The organism is Janthinobacterium foliorum, from assembly GCF_978021625.1.
The window spans coordinates 180,789-197,647 of the sequence record NZ_CDXDQE010000007.1; the positions used below are offsets into that span (position 1 = coordinate 180,789).

The window sequence follows — 16,859 nt, forward strand, 5'->3', positions numbered from 1 at the left end:
CCGCGGCGCGCGCCGCAGGACGCTTTGCGCCTGCCGCCCGCCGCAAGCTGTACCACCAGGAGACGTCGATGAAACACAGAAGTGCAGTACTCTACGCAGTCCTTTCCAGCGCACCGCTGCTGCTGGCCGCTTGCGGCAGCGGTGGCAGCAGTGCCGGCGCCAGCGTGATCCAGGCAGCCACGGGCCTGGCACCCGTGGCGGGCACGCCGGCGACCGTGGCACTGGCCGGCAATGCCTTCATCACCAGCGCCGACGCCAGCGCGCAGGAAGTCATCAATGACAATGGCCTGGCCAACTGGACCAGCCCGAACACGGTGACGAGCGCGTACTTCCGCGTCGGCGCGGCCGGTCCCGTGACGGTGGCGCTGGACGCCAGGCTGGCCGGCAGCACCAGCAGCGTGGTGCGCGTGACGGTAGACGGCCAGCCTTTCGACGTGGCCCTGGCGGGTACGGCCAGCAAGACGTATGCGGTGGGTACCGTCAACGTGGCCGCGCCAGGCTATGTGAAGGTGGACTTGCGTGGCGTGAGCAAGGCGGGCGGCTATTTTGGCGATGTCTCGGCGCTGAAGGTGACGTCGAACGCCGCGCTCAATTACGCCAGCGATCCGGCCAATTACTACTGGTCGCGGCGCGGCCCGTCCGTGCACATGGGCTATACGGTGCCGGCCAATACCGAGTATTTTTATAACGAGATGACGATACCCGTGGGCCAGGACGCCATCGGTTCCTACTTCATGGCCAACGGCTTCGGCCAGGGCTACATGGGCATCCAGGTGAAATCGGCCAGCGAGCGCTGGATCCTGTTCTCCGTATGGGACGCGGACAATGGCGCCAAGACCACCCTGGTGAGCAAGGGCGCGGGCGTGGTCGACAACGCATTCGGCGGCGAGGGCACGGGCGGCCAGACCTATTTGTCGTACAACTGGGCGGCCGGCACCACGTACCGCTTCATCACGCGCGCGCGGCCCGACGGCAATGGCGGCAGCGATTATTCCGCCTGGTTCTACGCGCCGGAGACGGGCAAGTGGCGCTACATCGCCACCTGGAAGCGGCCGGCCATCAGCACGTATTTGACGGGCGTGCATTCCTTCCTCGAGAACTTCATCGACACCAGGGGCTATACGGAGCGCCGCGTGCAGCTGGGCAACCAGTGGGCGCGCAATGTCTCGGGCACGTGGTCGGAGGTGACGGCCGGGAGGTTCACGGGCGACGCCACGGCCACCAACGCGCAGCGCATGGACTACGCGGGCGGCCTGGAAAACGGCAAGTTCTACCTGCATAACGGCGGCTTCTTCGCCGACTACGTGAACACCAGCCAGAACTTCACGCGTCCGGCGACGGGGCAGGCGCCCGCCGTCGACGTGGCGGCCTTGCCGCTGCAGTAAGCGCGGTGGCGCGGTAACGCCCGCCCCGCGCCTGCCACGCGCGGGGCCTGGCTTTCTCAGGATGGTTGCGCGGGACCAGGTCGCCAGTTAGAATGCGAATCATTATTGTTTGCGCATGGGGATATCCAGTGTCGGCTGCCCAACCCGGCGTTCACCAGGAGGTGGGCAGCCTGTATCACGATCATCACCGCTGGCTGCAGGGCTGGCTGCGGCACAAGCTGGGCAACGCCTTTGACGCTGCCGACGTGGCGCATGACACTTTCATGCGCCTGCTGCACCGGGAAGAGCGCATCGCCGCGCGCGAGCCGCGCGCTTTTCTGACGACGGTGGCCAAGGGCGTGCTGGGCAATCTGTACCGGCGCCGCGACCTGGAAGCGGCCTACCTGGAAACCCTGGCCAGCCTGCCGGCGCAGTGCGCGCCCGATCCGGAAGCGCAGGCGATCCTGCTTGAAGCGCTGTTCGACATCGACCGCCGCCTCGATGGCCTGGCGCCGCCCGTGCGCCGCGCCTTCTTGCTGTCGCAACTCGATGGCATGCCGCAGGCGGCCATCGCGCTTGAATTGAATGTCTCGCTGGCCACCGTGCAGCGCTACCTAGTCAAAGCCATGCACCAGTGCTTTTTCTCCCAGCCTCAAGCATGAGCATGGGCGACGGCGCCGCGCCGGAAGCGGCCAGCCTGCAAGCCGTCGAATGGCTGGTGCGCCTGCAGGCCGGCGATGGCGCGCCCGACGTCGAGCAAGCATGGCGGGCCTGGCGCGACAGCGACCCGGAAAACGAACAGGCATGGCAGCATATCGAAGCGTGCATGGCGCGCATGCGCGGCTTGCCCGCGCCGCTGGCGCACGGCACCCTGGCGCGCAAGCCCGTGCACGCGCAGGCGCATGCGGCGCGGCGCCAGTCCCTGAAACTGCTGGCGCTGCTGGCCGCGGGCGGCGGCGCCTGGCTGGCGGGCGGCGATGAACAGGCGCGCTTCTGGCTGGCCGATTACCGCACCGGCACGGGCGAGCTGCGCCACATCGTGCTGGAAGACGGCACGCGCATCGCGCTCAATACGGCGTCCAGCATCGACGTGCGTTTCGCTGCGGACCAGCGCCTGGTGACGGTAATCCAAGGCGAGATCATGGTCACGACCGCGCGCGATGCGGCGGGCCGGCCCTTTTTCGTGCAGACAGCCCAAGGCCGCCTGCAGCCCGTGGGCACGCGCTTTGCCGTGCGCGTGGTAGGCGAACGCACGCAGCTGGGCGTGTTCGAAGGCGCCGTCGATATTCTGCCCGGGCCGGCGTCCGAGGCGGCGCGCAGGCTGCGGGCGGGCCAGCAAGCCAGCTTCACGGCGGCGGGCATCGGCGCCGTGCAGGCGCTGCCGGCCGGCGCCGATGCGTGGACGGCCGGCATGCTGGTGGCGCACGACATGCCGCTGGCCGATTTTGTGCAGGAACTGGCGCGCTACCGCCACGGGCGCCTGGCGTGCGACCCGGCCATCGCCCGCCTGCGCGTGTCCGGCATCTACCCGCTGGCCGACACGACACAGGTGCTGGACATGCTGACGCGCACCTTGCCCGTCGACGTGCGCCAGACCACGCGTTTCTGGGTGACGGTGACGCCGCACCGGCCCGGCGCCGGTCGCGCCTGACGTGCCGAATAACTATTTTCAGAAAAATGAGGGGTTTGCGGTTTTCGCGTGACAAGCACAGTGAACCCTTCATTCACTTTCTGGAAAATCGTCCCATGCCTGCTCAAACCTCTGCTCTGTTCCCCGCCGTTTCCACCCGCTGCCGGCGCAGCGCCGCCGCCATCGCCGTCAGCCATGCCCTGTGGCTGCTGGCCGCCGGCGGCGCCGTGGCCGTCGCGCCCGCCGCCATGGCCGCCAGTGCCGGCCGTGTCGCCATGACGATACCCGCCGGCACGCTGGAACAGGTGCTGGTGCGCTTCGGCCAGCAGACGGGCACCATGATCTCCTACCAGGCCGCCACGGTGGCGGGCAAGCGCAGCGCCGGGCTGGCGGGCAGCTACAGCGTGCCCGAAGCGCTGGGCGCCATTGTCGCCGGTGCGGGCCTGCGCGCCGTGCCGCAGGCGAATGGCGGCTACGTGCTGGAAGCGGCGCCGGCCAGCGCGGGGCAGACCATGCCCGAGATGACCGTGACGGCCGCCGCCGAGGCGAAAGGCACGACGGAAGGCAGCGGCTCGTATACGACGCAGGCCATGCGCTCTGCCACCCGCCTGGGCCTGTCCGTGCGCGAAACGCCGCAAGCCGTCAGCGTGGTGACGCGCCAGCAGATGGATGACCAGAATTTGCAGACGGTGGAAGAGGTGCTGCAAAACGCGGCCGGCGTGGCCATCAACCGTTACGACAGCGACCGTACCTCGTTCTTCGCGCGCGGTTTTTCCATCGCCAGCTACCAGTACGACGGCATTCCCACCACGGTCGACAATGCCTACAACGTGGGCGACAGCACCCTGGACATGACGGCCTACGACCGGGTCGAGATCGTGCGCGGCGCCACGGGCCTGCTGACGGGCGCGGGCGAACCGTCGGCCACCATCAACCTGGTGCGCAAACGCGCCTCGTCGACGCAGCTGGCCGGCGCTGCCGCCCTGAGCCTGGGCTCCTGGAACAATGCGCGCGCCAGCGCGGACCTGTCCGCGCCGTTGATGGCAGATGGCAGGGTGCGCGGACGCGTCGTGGCCAGCTACCAGGACAGCGAATCGTATGTGCGCCTGTACCACGGCAAGAAAGCCATGGCCTACGCCACCGTGGAAGCGGACCTGGCGCCCGGCAGCGTGCTGATCGCCGGCTATGAATACCAGGACAACCGCCCGCGCGGCGGCATGTACGGCGGCTTGCCGCTGTGGTACGCGGATGGCGAACGGGCCACGTTTTCCCGTTCCACCACCACGGCCGCCACCTGGAGCCGCTGGTTCAGCAGCAGCCAGACAGCCTTTTTGCGCCTGGAGCAGGAGCTGGGCAGCGGCTGGAACCTGACGGCCATGCTGAATCACGGCTGGGGCAACTACTCGGCCGCCGAAACCTTTGCGTATACCTGGCCGGACAAGGCGACAGGGCAGGGCGTGACGGGCAGCCCCGGCTTTTATTCGGGCACGCGGCGCCAGGACAGCGTCGACGCCTATGTGCAGGGGCCCGTGCAGCTGCTGGGGCGCACGCACGACCTGGCCTTCGGCGTCTCGGGCAGCAACCAGTTCGCCAGCAATCCGGGCATCTCGGGCGGCAGCATCGACTATGGCAATTTTGACCGGTGGCAGGGCGCGGCGCCGGAGCCGGACTGGAACGACCCCGACTTTTACCGCTGGAAGCTGCTCGACACGGTGCAGCAGCGCGGCATCTATGGCACGGCGCGCTTTTCGCTGGCCGATCCCCTGAAGCTGATCGTCGGCGCGCGCTACAGCCGCTACAAGGCGGACCATGTCGACGACTGGGGCGGCAGCTACGCGTACGCCAAGCATGCCGTCACGCCGTATGCGGGCCTGGTGTGGGATATCGATGCGCGCCATGCGCTGTACACCAGCTACAGCAAGATCTTCAAGCCGCAAGGTAACCAGGACCGCTACGGCCGCTACCTCGATCCCGTGCAGGGCAAGAATCTGGAAGCGGGCGTGAAGGGCGAATATTTCGGCGGCAAGCTCAATGCGGCGCTGGCCGTGTTCCGCATCGCGCAAGATGGCCTGGCGCAGGAAGACACGGGCCAGTTCGTGGGCAATTCCCTGACGCAGGCGTATTACGCTGCCGATGGCACCACCAGCAAGGGCGTGGAACTGGACCTGTCGGGCCAGCTGGCGCAGGGCTGGAACGTGTCGGCCAGCGTGTCGCACGCGGCGGCGGAAGACAACAAGGGCGCGCGCCTGAACAGCTATGTGCCGCGAACCCTGGCCCGCGTGTTTTCCACGTACCAGATGCCTGGCGGCTGGCGCGCCTTGTCCGTGGGCGGCGGCGTGAACTGGCAGAGCGGCGCCTACCGCGACGCCACGGGACCGAAGGGTGTCGAGCGCGTGGAGCAGGGCGGCTACGCCGTGGCCAGCCTGATGGCGAAATACGCGCTGTCGCGCCAGCTGTCCGTGCAGGCGAACGTCAACAACCTGTTCGACAAACACTACTACAGCCAGGTCGGCATGTATAACCAGGGCTACTGGGGCGCGCCGCGCAATGCCAGCGTGACCCTGCGCTACCTCTTCTGATGGCGTGATTGCTGCTTACAGCGGCCAGGCCTGCTTGGTGACGGCGACGGCGACGATGTAGGCGAAGACCAGCACGGCGAGGGCGAACGCGGCGCCGCGCACGGCGGGCGTCTTGCCCCGCTTCAGGGCGATGGTGCCCAGCGCGATGTAGGCCACCAGCGCGCACAGCTTGGCGGCCAGCCACGGCGCGCTGCCGGGCGACTGGCCGCTCCACACGGCCAGGGCGATGGCGCTGGCCAGCAGGGCCGTGTCGACCAGGTGCGGCAGCACCTTCACCCAGCGCTGCTGCAATTTCGCGGGCGCGCGCAGCATCCACGCGCCGCGCAGGAGGAACAGCGCGCCGCTGGCGGCGGCACAGCCCATGTGGAAGTGCTTGAGACTCAGATAATCCATGTGGTGTCGGCAGGTGCGTTGATTGACGGAGGCGCCAGCATAGCCGCCTTTGCCGCGCCGCGCCATACGCCTTCGGGAGGACGGCCCTCAGCGCAGGAATGCGACATACACCAGTTCAGGGTCGCCCTCGTCGAGGTGATCGATCTGCCCGCTGGGCACGAAGCCCGCGCTGGCGAACAGCCGCTGCGCGGCCAGGTTCGACCGGTTCGTCGACGTGAACAGCTTGGCCGTCCGGCATGCCGCCATGGCGGCGGCCAGCAGGCGCAGCCCCACGCCGCGGCGCTGCTGCGCGGGCGCGACCACCACCAGCGGCACAAAGCCGTGGTCGAAAAAGTCATGCCGCAGCACGACATAGCCAGCCACCTGGCCCGCATGCAGAGCCACGTGGCAGTGGCCCTTGCCGGTGTCGGCCCGCACGGCGTCGCCCCGGCCAGAGTGCGCCTGCGCATACGTGTCGCAGGCCAGCATGGCCTCCACATCGCCGGGCAGGGCCACGCGGGTGATGATCTCGTCTGCTTCCCTTGCATTTTCCATGGCGTTCCTCTTGATGTCGGCGCCCAGTGTGCCTAAAACCGGCCGTCTTGTAAAAGTTTTGTCACCGTGCGCCGCCATCCAGCCTAGCCGGCCCTTGCCCCGCCTAGTCACTTTTGCCGATACGGCTATCCAGATTGCCTTCCCAGAATCACCCTGTGGCCGATAGTGCCTGGCGCGCCTGCCACGTAAGCTGGTCGGGACGGCTGGCCAGACGGCCAGTGCATTCATGGAGAAACATCGTGGCTACCCTAGATGGCACCAACAAGAACAGTAACAACAATTACCCGGCGGTTGACGGAGGCAGGCGGCGCAAGCAGGCGTCCGTGCTGGTCAGCAGTACCTTCGCCTTCACGATCTGCTTCGCGGTATGGATGATGTTTGCCGTACTGGGCATCCCCATCAAGACCAGCCTTGGCTTGAGCGAAACGCAATTCGGCCTGCTGGCCGCCATGCCCGTGCTGACGGGTTCCCTCGTGCGCGTGCCGCTGGGCATCTGGACGGACAAATACGGCGGACGCCGCGTGTTTTTCCTGCTGATGCTGGCCAGCGTCGTGCCCATTTATCTGATCGCCTACGCCACCGCCTACTGGCATTTCCTTTTGCTGGGCATGTTCGTCGGCCTGGCGGGCGGCTCGTTTTCCGTCGGCACGCCCTACGTGGCGCGCTGGTATGAAAAGGAGCGCCGCGGCCTGGCCATGGGCATTTTCGGCGCGGGGAACTCCGGTTCCGCGCTGACCAAGTTCGTCGCCCCCGGCATCGTCGCCGCCTTCGGCTGGCAGATGCTGCCGAAGGTGTACGCGGTGGCCATGCTGGCGACGGCCATCCTCTTCTGGCTGTTCTCGTACACGGACAAATCGCACCTGGCGCCGTCGGGCGAAAGCTTTGCGGAGCAGATGAAGGTGCTGAAGGACCCGCGCGTGTGGCGCTACTGCCAGTACTACTCGGTGGTCTTCGGCGGCTACGTGGCGCTGGCGCTGTGGATGACGAAATACTACGTGGCCGAATACGGCTTTGACCTGAAGCACGCGGCGCTGCTGGCGGCCTGCTTCTCGCTGCCGGGCGGCGTGCTGCGCGCCGTGGGCGGCTGGATCTCGGACAAGTATGGCGCCGCCAAGGTGACGTGGGCCGTGATGTGGGTGTGCTGGGTGTGCTTCTTCCTGCTGTCCTATCCGCAAACGCAGATGGTGGTGGAAACCGTCACGGGGCCGCTGGCTTTCCATATCGGCCTGTCGCCGCTGTGGTTTACCGTCCTGCTGTTCATCGTCGGCATCGCCATGGCAGTCGGCAAGGCGTCCGTCTTCAAGTTCATCGGCGATGATTTTTCCCATAACATCGGCGCCGTCTCCGGCGTCGTCGGCCTGGCCGGCGGCTTGGGCGGCTTCATCCTGCCCGTGATGTTCGGCGCCCTCGTCGATTTCACGGGGGTGCGCTCGAGCGCCTTCATGCTCTTGTACGGCACCGTCTGCGTTTCCCTCGTCTGGATGCATTTTTCATTCAAGCCGCTGCGCGCGGCACCCGCCAATCAACCTGCAGGAGTATCAACATGAGCCGCTACATGATCAATACGTGGGAGCCGGAAACCCCGAGCTTCTGGCAAACGACAGGCAAGGCCACGGCCGCGCGCAATCTGTGGATTTCGATTCCCGCGCTGCTGCTGGCCTTTGCCGTGTGGATGGTGTGGAGCGTGGTGGTGGTGAACCTGCCCAACATCGGTTTCACCTATAGTAACAACCAGCTGTTCTGGCTGACGGCCTTGCCGGGCCTGTCCGGCGCCACCCTGCGCATCTTTTATTCGTTCATGGTGCCGATCTTCGGCGGGCGCCGCTGGACGGCCATTTCCACGGGATCGCTGCTGATTCCCGCCATCGGCATCGGCCTGGCCGTGCAGGACGTGAACACGGGCTATCCGACCATGCTGATCCTGGCGCTGCTGTGCGGTTTCGGCGGCGGCAATTTCGCCTCGTCGATGGCCAACATCAGCTTTTTCTATCCGAAGGCCAGCAAGGGCTTCGCGCTGGGCATGAATGCGGGCCTGGGCAACCTGGGCGTGTCGGTGGTGCAGTTCGTCGTGCCGCTGGTGATCACCTTTGCCGTCTTCGGCGCCTGGGGCGGCGAGTCGATGACCTGGGTGAAGAATGGCGTGAGCAAGGAGATGTGGCTGCAGAACGCGGGCTTCATCTGGGTGCCGTTCATCGCCTTGAGTACCTTGCTGGCCTGGTTCGGCATGAATGACCTGGCCTCGGCCAAGGCCTCGTTTTCCGAGCAGGCCGTGATTTTCAAGCGCAAGCACAATTGGCTCATGTGCTGGCTGTACACGGGCACCTTCGGTTCCTTCATCGGCTATTCGGCCGCTTTTCCGCTGCTGATCAAGATCCAGTTCCCCGACGTCAATCCGCTCGATTACGCCTTCCTCGGGCCCCTCGTCGGCGCCCTGGCGCGGGTGGCCGGCGGCGTCATCTCGGACAAGCTGGGCGGCGCGAGGGTGACGCTGTGGTCGTTCCTGCTGATGATAGGCGCCGTGCTGGGCGTGCTGTACTTCATGCCGCAAAACGGCATCGGTGGCCATTTCAACGGCTTCTTCTGGATGTTCATGCTGCTGTTTGCGGGCACGGGCATCGGCAATGCGTCGACCTTCCGCATGATACCCGTGATCTTCCTGACGGAACACCAGCGCGCCGCCGAAGGCAAGGGCAAGGCGGCGCAGGAACAAGCCATCGTCGACGCCAACAAGGAAGGCGCGGCCGTCTTGGGCTTCACCTCGGCCGTGGCGGCGTATGGCGCCTTCTTCATCCCGAAAAGCTACGGCACCTCGATTGCGCTGACGGGCAGTCCCGACGCGGCCCTGTGGTGCTTCATCGGCTTTTATGTCAGCTGCATCGCCATTACCTGGTGGTGCTATGCGCGCAAGAACGCGCCCATGCCTTGCTGACGTTGGAACGCCTGGCAAGCCGGTCTTGCCAGGCGTTGAGGAAATGAGAGAGTGTGATGGAAGAACTGGAAAAATTCGTCAACGGCTTCAGCCTGTTTCAGCAGCAGTATTTCAGCGAGCCGCAGACCTTGTATGATAGCCTGCGCGATGGCCAGCACCCGAGCACCTTGCTGATCGGCTGCTGCGATTCGCGGGTCGACCCGATGCTGCTGACGGGCAGCGACCCGGGCGACATGTTCGTGGTGCGCAATATCGCCAATCTGGTGCCGCCATGCACGCCGGAGGCGCCGCCCGGCGTCAGTTCGGCCATCGAGTTTGCCGTCTGCAAGCTCGAAGTGGCCAGGGTCATCGTGCTGGGCCATGCGCGCTGCGGCGGCATCCGCGCGCTGCTGCAGCCGCAGCCGCGCGCGCAAGGCCAGGAAACGGACTTCGTGGGCCAGTGGATGCGCATCGCCGAACCCGTGGCGCAGCGCGTGCGGCGCGAGCTGGCGCACCGCTCGGCGGAGGAACAGCATCACGCGTGCGAGCTGGCCAGCATATTGCAGTCGCTGGACAACCTGCTGACCTACCCTTGGCTCAAGCGCAGGGTGGAGCAGGGCGCGCTGAAACTGCACGGCTGGTATTTCGACATCGACAGCGGCGCCCTGATGGCGTATTCGGCGCGCCAGCAGCAGTTTTTGCCGCTGGTCTGTCCGATCGAGCGGGCGCGCCACCTGCATCAGCGGCCGTGGCCGGATGCGGCCAGCTAGGCCGGCACGTGGGCCGGCAATGTGCCGGATGACGCTGCGCTAATCCGACCTACTCCTACTCAAGGCAGGTCGGATTAGCCCGCAGGGCGTAATCCGACAAGCTCCCTCAGCTAAACCGCAGCAAATCCCCGCTGCGGTCAAACGCCAGCAATGTATCGATGCGGCCTTGCTCGATGGCCGCCACCATGGCGCGCAGGGGCGCCTCGCAATCGTGCGGCGCTGGTGCCTGGCCATTCGTGCCCGCCAATCCCGCCACGAAGACCACGTCCCAGTGCGTCTGCATCTGCGTCGATTCCTCCTTCAATGCTGCAAAGCTGTCCAGTTCATCGGGCAGCTTGTCGGCGCACATCACGGGCGTGAGCGACTTGCCCCGGCCGCCGGGCTGGGGCTGCGCCTGGGTAAAGGTAAACAGCAGGCGTTGCGGCTGCTCCTGGGCGCGGGCGCTGCGCAGCAGGCTGGCGTAATCGGTGATGGGCATGGTTTTCTCCTGGTTGAATGATGGCGGCAGCGATGGTGATAGATATACCGCAGCGCGCGGGCCGCGCCCATAGGCACAAGTGACTAGCCGGGTAACTACCCGCCTATGCATTCCTGGTGCGCGAAACCGACTTCTTGCCAATACCGTGGCGCGGGGCGCCTCGCTAGACTGGTTGCATCGACGCTCGGGCCATCCGGCCTGCGGCGTTTTAATGACCTGGCGCCGCTGCCTGCGGCGCAATGTGGAGGTAGCATGAGTCACTTTCTGGACCGTCTGAAATTTTTTAGCAAGAGCGCCGAACCGTTCTCGAACGGCCATGGCAGCGTGGTCGATGAAGACCGCACGTGGGAAAACGCCTACCGCCAGCGCTGGCAGCACGACAAGATCGTGCGCTCCACGCATGGCGTGAACTGCACCGGCTCGTGCAGCTGGAAGGTGTATGTCAAGAATGGCCTGATCACCTGGGAAACCCAGCAAACGGATTATCCGCGCACGCGGCCCGACCTGCCCAACCACGAACCGCGCGGCTGCCCCCGTGGCGCCAGCTATTCCTGGTACGTGTATTCGGCCCAGCGCGTGAAATACCCGATGGTGCGTGGCCGGCTGATGGAAATGTGGCGCGAGGCGCGCAAGACCATGGATCCCGTCACGGCCTGGGACTGGATCAGCCAGGACGAGGAACGCTCGAAGCAGTACAAATCCATTCGCGGCCTGGGCGGCTTCGTGCGCGCCAGCTGGGATGAAACGAATGAAATCATCGCCGCCGCGAATGCGCTGACGATCAAGAAATACGGCCCGGACCGCATCATCGGCTTTTCGCCGATTCCCGCCATGTCCATGGTCAGCTATGCCTCCGGCACGCGCTACCTGTCGCTGATCGGCGGCGTGGCCCTGAGTTTCTATGACTGGTATTGCGATTTGCCGCCCGCCAGCCCGCAAGTGTGGGGCGAGCAGACGGACGTGCCGGAATCGGCCGACTGGTACAACTCGACCTATCTGATGGTGTGGGGCTCGAACGTGCCGATGACGCGCACGCCGGACGCCCACTTCTACACGGAAGTGCGCTACAAGGGCACGAAAACCGTGGCCATCTCGCCCGACTATGGCGAAATGGTGAAGTTCGGCGACATCTGGCTGGCGCCCAAGCAGGGCACGGACGCGGCGCTGGCGCTGGCCATGGGCCATGTCATCCTCAAGGAATTCCACGCCGAAGGGCAGAGCGCCTACTTCCGCGACTATGCGCGCCAGTACACGGATTTCCCCATGCTGGTGCTGCTCAAGGAGCACAACGGCACCCTGGTGCCCGACTACTTCCTGCGCGCTTCGCACCTGGACAACAACCTCGACGAGACCAATAACCCGGAATGGAAAACCCTCGTCATCGACGAGAGCACCGGGGCGATCACGGCGCCGGCCGGCTCCATCGGCTTCCGCTGGGGCGAGTCGGGCAAGTGGAACCTGGAACAGAAGGCGGGCGGCAGCGGCGCGCCCATCGTGCCGATGCTCTCCATGATCAACGACAGCGACGCCGTCACGGAAGTGGGCTTTGCCTACTTCGGCGGCAAGGACGCGGCCGACATGCTGCTGCGCAAAGTGCCCGTGAAAACCATCCGCTTGGCCGATGGCACGACGGGTATCGTCACCACGGTGTTTGACCTGACCCTGGCCAACTATGGCATCGACCGCGGCCTGGGCGGAGCCAACGTGGCGGACAGTTATGACGACGATGTGCCCTACACCCCCGCATGGCAGGAAAAGCACACGGGCGTGAAACGCGCCGACGTCATCACCGTGGCGCGCCAGTTCGCGGAAAACGCCGACCAGACGCGCGGCAAGAGCATGGTCATCGTGGGCGCCGGCCTGAATCACTGGTATCACATGGACATGACCTACCGCGGCATCATCAACATGCTGATGATGTGCGGCTGCATCGGCCAGTCCGGCGGCGGCTGGGCCCATTACGTGGGCCAGGAAAAGCTGCGTCCGCAAACGGGCTGGACGCCGCTGGCCTTCGCCCAGGACTGGGTACGCCCGATGCGCCAGATGAACGGCACTTCATTCTTCTATGCCCACACGAGCCAGTGGCGCCATGAAAAGCTGGAAACGGGCGACATCGCCTCGCCATCGGCGGCCGGCTCCACGGGCGAGCTGACCCTGCTCGACTACAACGCCAAGGCCGAGCGCATGGGCTGGCTGCCATCGGCGCCGCAGCTGCAAACCAATCCGCTGGAGGTGGCGAAGGCCGCCAAGACGGCAGGGCAGGCGCCAGCCGCATATGCGCTGGACCAGATCAAGGCGGGCCAGCTGCAGTTCTCGTGCGACGACCCGGACAACCCGGCCAACTTCCCGCGCAATATGTTCGTCTGGCGCTCGAATATCCTGGGCAGCTCGGGCAAGGGCCACGAATACTTCCTGAAATACCTGCTGGGCACGCAGAACGGCTTGCTCAGCGACGAAGACGATTGCCTCAAGCCGCAGCAGGTGAAGGTGCGGCCGGCCGCCGAAGGCAAGCTCGATCTGCTGGTGGTGCTGGACTTCCGCATGTCGACCACGTGTTTGTATGGCGACGTGGTGCTGCCGACAGCCACCTGGTATGAAAAGGATGACTTGAACACGTCGGACATGCACCCGTTCATCCACCCGCTGTCCGAAGCCGTGCAGCCGCTGTGGCAATCGAAATCGGACTGGGAAATCTACAAGGGCATCGCGGAGAAATTCTCGGAAATCGGCGGCGAGCTGCTGGGCACCCAGCAAGACATCATCCTCACGCCGCTGATGCACGATACCCCGGGAGAACTGGGCCAGCCATTCGATCCCAAGGACTGGCGCGCGGGCGAATGCGAGGCCATTCCCGGCAAGACCATGCCGAACATGACGGTGGTGGAGCGCAATTACCGCGACGTCTACAAGAAATTCACCTCGATCGGCCCGCTGCTGGAAAGCATCGGCAATGGCGGCAAGGGCATCTCCTGGAAGACGGGTCATGAGGTGGACGTGCTGCGCGGCGTCAACCGCACGGTGCTGGAAGAGGGCGTGTCGCAGGGCCAGCCGCGCCTCGATACGGCCATCGATGCGGCCGAGATGATTTTGTCGCTGGCGCCGGAAACGAATGGCCACGTGGCCGTGAAAGCGTGGGCCGCGCTGTCAAGCATCACGGGGCGCGACCATACGCACCTGGCGCTGCCGCGCGAGCATGACAGCATCCGCTTCCGCGACGTGCAGGCGCAGCCGCGCAAGATCATCTCCTCGCCCACGTGGTCGGGCCTGGAAAGCGAGGAAGTGAGCTACACGGCCGGCTATACCAATGTGCATGAACTGATCCCGTGGCGCACCCTGACGGGCCGCCAGCAGTTTTACCAGGACCATTTGTGGATGCGCGATTTCGGCGAAGGCCTGTGCGTGTACAAGCCGGCCATCAACACGAAGACGACGCAAGCGCTGCTGGGCACCAAACCGAATGGCAACAAGGAACTGGCGCTGAACTTTTTGACGCCGCACCAGAAATGGGGCATCCACTCCACCTATTCGGACAACCTGCGCATGCTGACCCTGTCGCGCGGCGGTCCCCACGTGTGGCTGTCGGAAACGGACGCGCAGGCGGCCGGCATCGTCGACAACGACTGGATCGAGGTCTTCAACGTGAACGGCACCCTGACGGCGCGCGCCATCGTCAGCCAGCGCATCCCGGCCGGCATGACGATGATGTACCACGCGCAGGAAAAGATCATCAACGTGCCTGGCGCGGAGATGACGGGCAAGCGGGGCGGCATCCACAACTCGGTGACGCGCGCCGTGCCCAAGCCCACGCACATGATAGGCGGCTACGCCCAGCTGGCCTACGGCTTCAATTACTACGGCACGGTGGGCTCCAACCGCGATGAATTCGTATTGGTGCGCAAGATGAACAAGGTCGACTGGCTGGAAGGCCCGTTGCAGGAAGAAGGAGCATAATATGAAAATCAGAGCGCAAATCGGCATGGTGCTGAACCTGGACAAGTGCATCGGCTGCCACACCTGTTCCGTCACGTGCAAGAACGTGTGGACCAGCCGCGACGGCGTCGAGTACGCGTGGTTCAACAACGTCGAGACGAAACCGGGCATCGGCTATCCGAAGCAGTGGGAAAACCAGGACAAGTGGAATGGCGGCTGGCGCCGCACGGATGCGGGCAAGATCGAGCCGCGCCAGGGCAGCCGTCTGAAAATCCTGGCGAACATCTTCGCCAACCCGAACCTGCCCGCCATCGACGAGTACTACGAGCCGTTCACCTACGACTACGAGCACCTGCAAAGCGCGCCGCTGTCGCAGACGCCGCCGACGGCCCGCCCGATCTCCGTGCTGACGGGGAAAAAGATGGAGAAGATCGAGTGGGGACCGAACTGGGAAGATGACCTGGGCGGCGAATTTGCCCAGCGCAGCAAGGACAAGCTGTTCGACAATATGCAGAAGGAGATGTACGGCACCTTCGAGAATACCTTCATGATGTATCTGCCGCGCCTGTGCGAGCATTGCCTGAACCCCACGTGCGTGGCGTCCTGCCCGTCCGGCTCCGTCTACAAGCGCGAAGACGACGGCATCGTGCTGATCGACCAGGACAAGTGCCGCGGCTGGCGCATGTGCATCTCCGGTTGCCCGTACAAGAAGATTTACTACAACTGGTCTTCCGGCAAGGCGGAGAAGTGCACCTTCTGCTTCCCGCGCATCGAGGCGGGCCAGCCCACCGTGTGCTCGGAAACGTGCGTGGGCCGCATCCGCTACCTCGGCGTGCTGCTGTACGACGCCGACAGGATCGAGGCCGCCGCCTCCGTGCCGCAGGAGCAGGACCTGTACCAGGCGCAATTGGGCCTGTTCCTCGACCCGCACGACCCGGCCATCATCGCCGAGGCGCGCCGCCAGGGCATCCCCGACCTGTGGCTCGATGCGGCGGTCAAGTCGCCCGTCTACAAGATGGCCGTCGAGTGGAAGGTGGCGTTTCCCCTGCATCCGGAGTACCGCACCTTGCCGATGGTGTGGTACGTGCCGCCCCTGTCGCCGATCCAGGCGGCCGCCGAATCGGGCAAGCTGGGCGTGAACGGCATGCTGCCGGACACGCAAAGCCTGCGCATTCCCGTGCAGTACCTGGCAAACCTGCTGACGGCCGGCGACCAGCCGCCCATCGTCTCTGCGCTGGACCGCATGCTGGCCATGCGCGCTTACATGCGCAGCAAGACGGTGGAGAAGGTGGAAAACCTCACGGTCCTCAAGCAAGTAGGATTGACCAAGGCGCAGGTGGAGGACATGTACCACATCATGGCCATCGCCAACTACGAAGACCGCTTCGTCATCCCCGGCAGCCACAAGGAAATGGCCGAGGACAGCTTCAACGAGAAGGGCAGCTGCGGCTTCAGCTTCGGCAACGGCTGCTCGGACGGGGTCAGCGAGCCGACCTTGTTCGGCAAGAAAAAACACGGTTCGGCCATCTTCATGCAGATGCCGAAGTCGCGCAAAACGGCGCCAGGCGCCTGAGGAGCCGAGATGAACAACCCGATGAACCACTATCACATCCTTTCGCGCCTGCTGCTGTATCCGGAGCCCGAGCTGGTCGCCCACCTGCCGCAGCTGGATGCCGCGCTGGCGGCCATGCCGGAACAGCACGCGCTGCTGCAGCCCCTGCTGGCGCATTTGCAAACGAGCGCCCTGATCGACCTGCAGCAGCAGTACGTGGCCACGTTCGACCGCAATCCCTCGCATTCGCTGCACCTGTTCGAACATATCCACGGCGAATCGCGCGACCGGGGCCAGGCCATGGTCGACCTGATGGAGGAATACAAGCGCCACGGCCTGCAGATGGTGGGCGACGACTTGCCCGACTTCGTGCCCCTGTTCCTGGAATTTCTGGCGCAGCTGGACGAAGCCGCATCGGCGCCGCTGCTGGGCGACGCCGTCCACGTGCTGGCGCACATCGGCCGCAAGCTGGCGGCCAACGGCAGCCCGTACGCGCCCGTCTTCACGGTGCTGGAGCGCCTGAGCCCCGTGGCGGCGGAAACATTGGCCGAGCCGCCCGTGCGCGACATGGACGAAGCGCTGGAAACCTTCGGTCCCGGTGCGGACGGCGTCGAGCCGCTGCTGCGCCCGGGCCAGGGCCAGGTCGCGGGCGGCGTCCATCCCGTGCATTTTCACCCGCAGCCGCGGCGCGCCGCCTGAATGGCATTCAGCGCCCGCATGA

At 65.4% G+C, this 16,859-nt stretch carries 13 protein-coding genes; 10 read left to right on the top strand and 3 right to left on the bottom strand.

Going from position 1 to position 16,859, the window contains the following annotated elements; all coding sequences use genetic code 11:
* The first annotated feature begins 68 nt into the window (after positions 1 to 68).
* The 4 genes from ACZ92H_RS16355 (at position 69) to ACZ92H_RS16370 (ending at position 5,573) form a co-directional block, all read left to right on the top strand.
* Positions 69 to 1,385 carry a DUF3472 domain-containing protein gene (locus ACZ92H_RS16355; RefSeq protein ID WP_465050137.1) on the top strand — a complete coding sequence of 439 codons (1,317 nt, stop codon included), beginning with the start codon at positions 69 to 71 and terminating at the stop codon, positions 1,383 to 1,385.
* Positions 1,386 to 1,513: 128 nt separating this feature from the next.
* A complete protein-coding gene (locus ACZ92H_RS16360) occupies positions 1,514 to 2,026 on the top strand; it encodes a sigma-70 family RNA polymerase sigma factor (RefSeq protein WP_131370152.1) in 513 nt (170 codons plus the stop codon).
* Positions 2,023 to 3,015, top strand: a complete 993-nt coding sequence (locus ACZ92H_RS16365; protein ID WP_465050136.1) for a FecR domain-containing protein — start codon at positions 2,023 to 2,025, stop codon at positions 3,013 to 3,015. The genes ACZ92H_RS16360 and ACZ92H_RS16365 overlap by 4 nt, the downstream gene beginning before the upstream one ends.
* A gap of 95 nt (positions 3,016 to 3,110) precedes the next feature.
* Positions 3,111 to 5,573: a TonB-dependent siderophore receptor gene (locus tag ACZ92H_RS16370; protein WP_465050135.1), complete on the top strand. Its 2,463-nt coding sequence runs from the start codon at positions 3,111 to 3,113 to the stop codon at positions 5,571 to 5,573.
* A gap of 15 nt (positions 5,574 to 5,588) precedes the next feature.
* Here ACZ92H_RS16370 and ACZ92H_RS16375 read toward each other — a convergent pair whose 3' ends face one another.
* Both ACZ92H_RS16375 and ACZ92H_RS16380 read right to left on the bottom strand, forming a co-directional pair.
* Complete coding sequence (locus ACZ92H_RS16375) at positions 5,589 to 5,966, bottom strand: SirB2 family protein (RefSeq protein WP_131370147.1); 378 nt, start codon at positions 5,964 to 5,966, stop codon at positions 5,589 to 5,591.
* An 87-nt stretch (positions 5,967 to 6,053) separates the two neighbouring features.
* Positions 6,054 to 6,500 (bottom strand): GNAT family N-acetyltransferase, encoded by a 447-nt coding sequence (locus tag ACZ92H_RS16380; RefSeq protein WP_131370145.1) that lies wholly within the window; start codon positions 6,498 to 6,500, stop codon positions 6,054 to 6,056.
* A 323-nt stretch (positions 6,501 to 6,823) separates the two neighbouring features.
* Here ACZ92H_RS16380 and ACZ92H_RS16385 point away from each other — a divergent pair, with 323 nt between their 5' ends.
* Genes ACZ92H_RS16385 through ACZ92H_RS16395 form a run of 3 tightly spaced genes read left to right on the top strand, consistent with a single transcriptional unit; the run spans position 6,824 to position 10,178 of the window.
* Positions 6,824 to 8,047, top strand: coding sequence for an MFS transporter (locus ACZ92H_RS16385; RefSeq protein WP_465050260.1), 1,224 nt, complete (start codon positions 6,824 to 6,826; stop codon positions 8,045 to 8,047).
* Complete coding sequence (locus ACZ92H_RS16390; protein WP_465050134.1) at positions 8,044 to 9,429, top strand: NarK family nitrate/nitrite MFS transporter; 1,386 nt, start codon at positions 8,044 to 8,046, stop codon at positions 9,427 to 9,429. Before ACZ92H_RS16385 ends, ACZ92H_RS16390 begins: the two co-directional genes overlap by 4 nt.
* 56 nt (positions 9,430 to 9,485) lie before the next feature.
* Positions 9,486 to 10,178, top strand: a complete 693-nt coding sequence (locus ACZ92H_RS16395) for a carbonic anhydrase (RefSeq protein WP_131370139.1) — start codon at positions 9,486 to 9,488, stop codon at positions 10,176 to 10,178.
* Between the two features lie 106 nt (positions 10,179 to 10,284).
* Here the strand turns inward: ACZ92H_RS16395 and ACZ92H_RS16400 are convergent, their stop codons facing one another.
* Positions 10,285 to 10,656: a ribonucleotide reductase subunit alpha gene (locus ACZ92H_RS16400; RefSeq protein ID WP_465050133.1), complete on the bottom strand. Its 372-nt coding sequence runs from the start codon at positions 10,654 to 10,656 to the stop codon at positions 10,285 to 10,287.
* Between the two features lie 252 nt (positions 10,657 to 10,908).
* On the opposite strand from ACZ92H_RS16400, the gene ACZ92H_RS16405 reads away from it, so the two are divergent.
* The 3 genes from ACZ92H_RS16405 to narJ are packed head-to-tail and all read left to right on the top strand — an operon-like array spanning position 10,909 to position 16,837.
* Positions 10,909 to 14,607 carry a nitrate reductase subunit alpha gene (locus ACZ92H_RS16405; RefSeq protein WP_465050132.1) on the top strand — a complete coding sequence of 1,233 codons (3,699 nt, stop codon included), beginning with the start codon at positions 10,909 to 10,911 and terminating at the stop codon, positions 14,605 to 14,607.
* Between the two features lies 1 nt (position 14,608).
* On the top strand, positions 14,609 to 16,159 hold the full coding sequence (narH, locus tag ACZ92H_RS16410; protein ID WP_131370130.1) for a nitrate reductase subunit beta: 1,551 nt from the start codon (positions 14,609 to 14,611) through the stop codon (positions 16,157 to 16,159).
* Between the two features lie 9 nt (positions 16,160 to 16,168).
* Positions 16,169 to 16,837: a nitrate reductase molybdenum cofactor assembly chaperone gene (narJ, locus tag ACZ92H_RS16415; RefSeq protein ID WP_465050131.1), complete on the top strand. Its 669-nt coding sequence runs from the start codon at positions 16,169 to 16,171 to the stop codon at positions 16,835 to 16,837.
* The last annotated feature ends 22 nt before the right edge of the window (positions 16,838 to 16,859 follow it).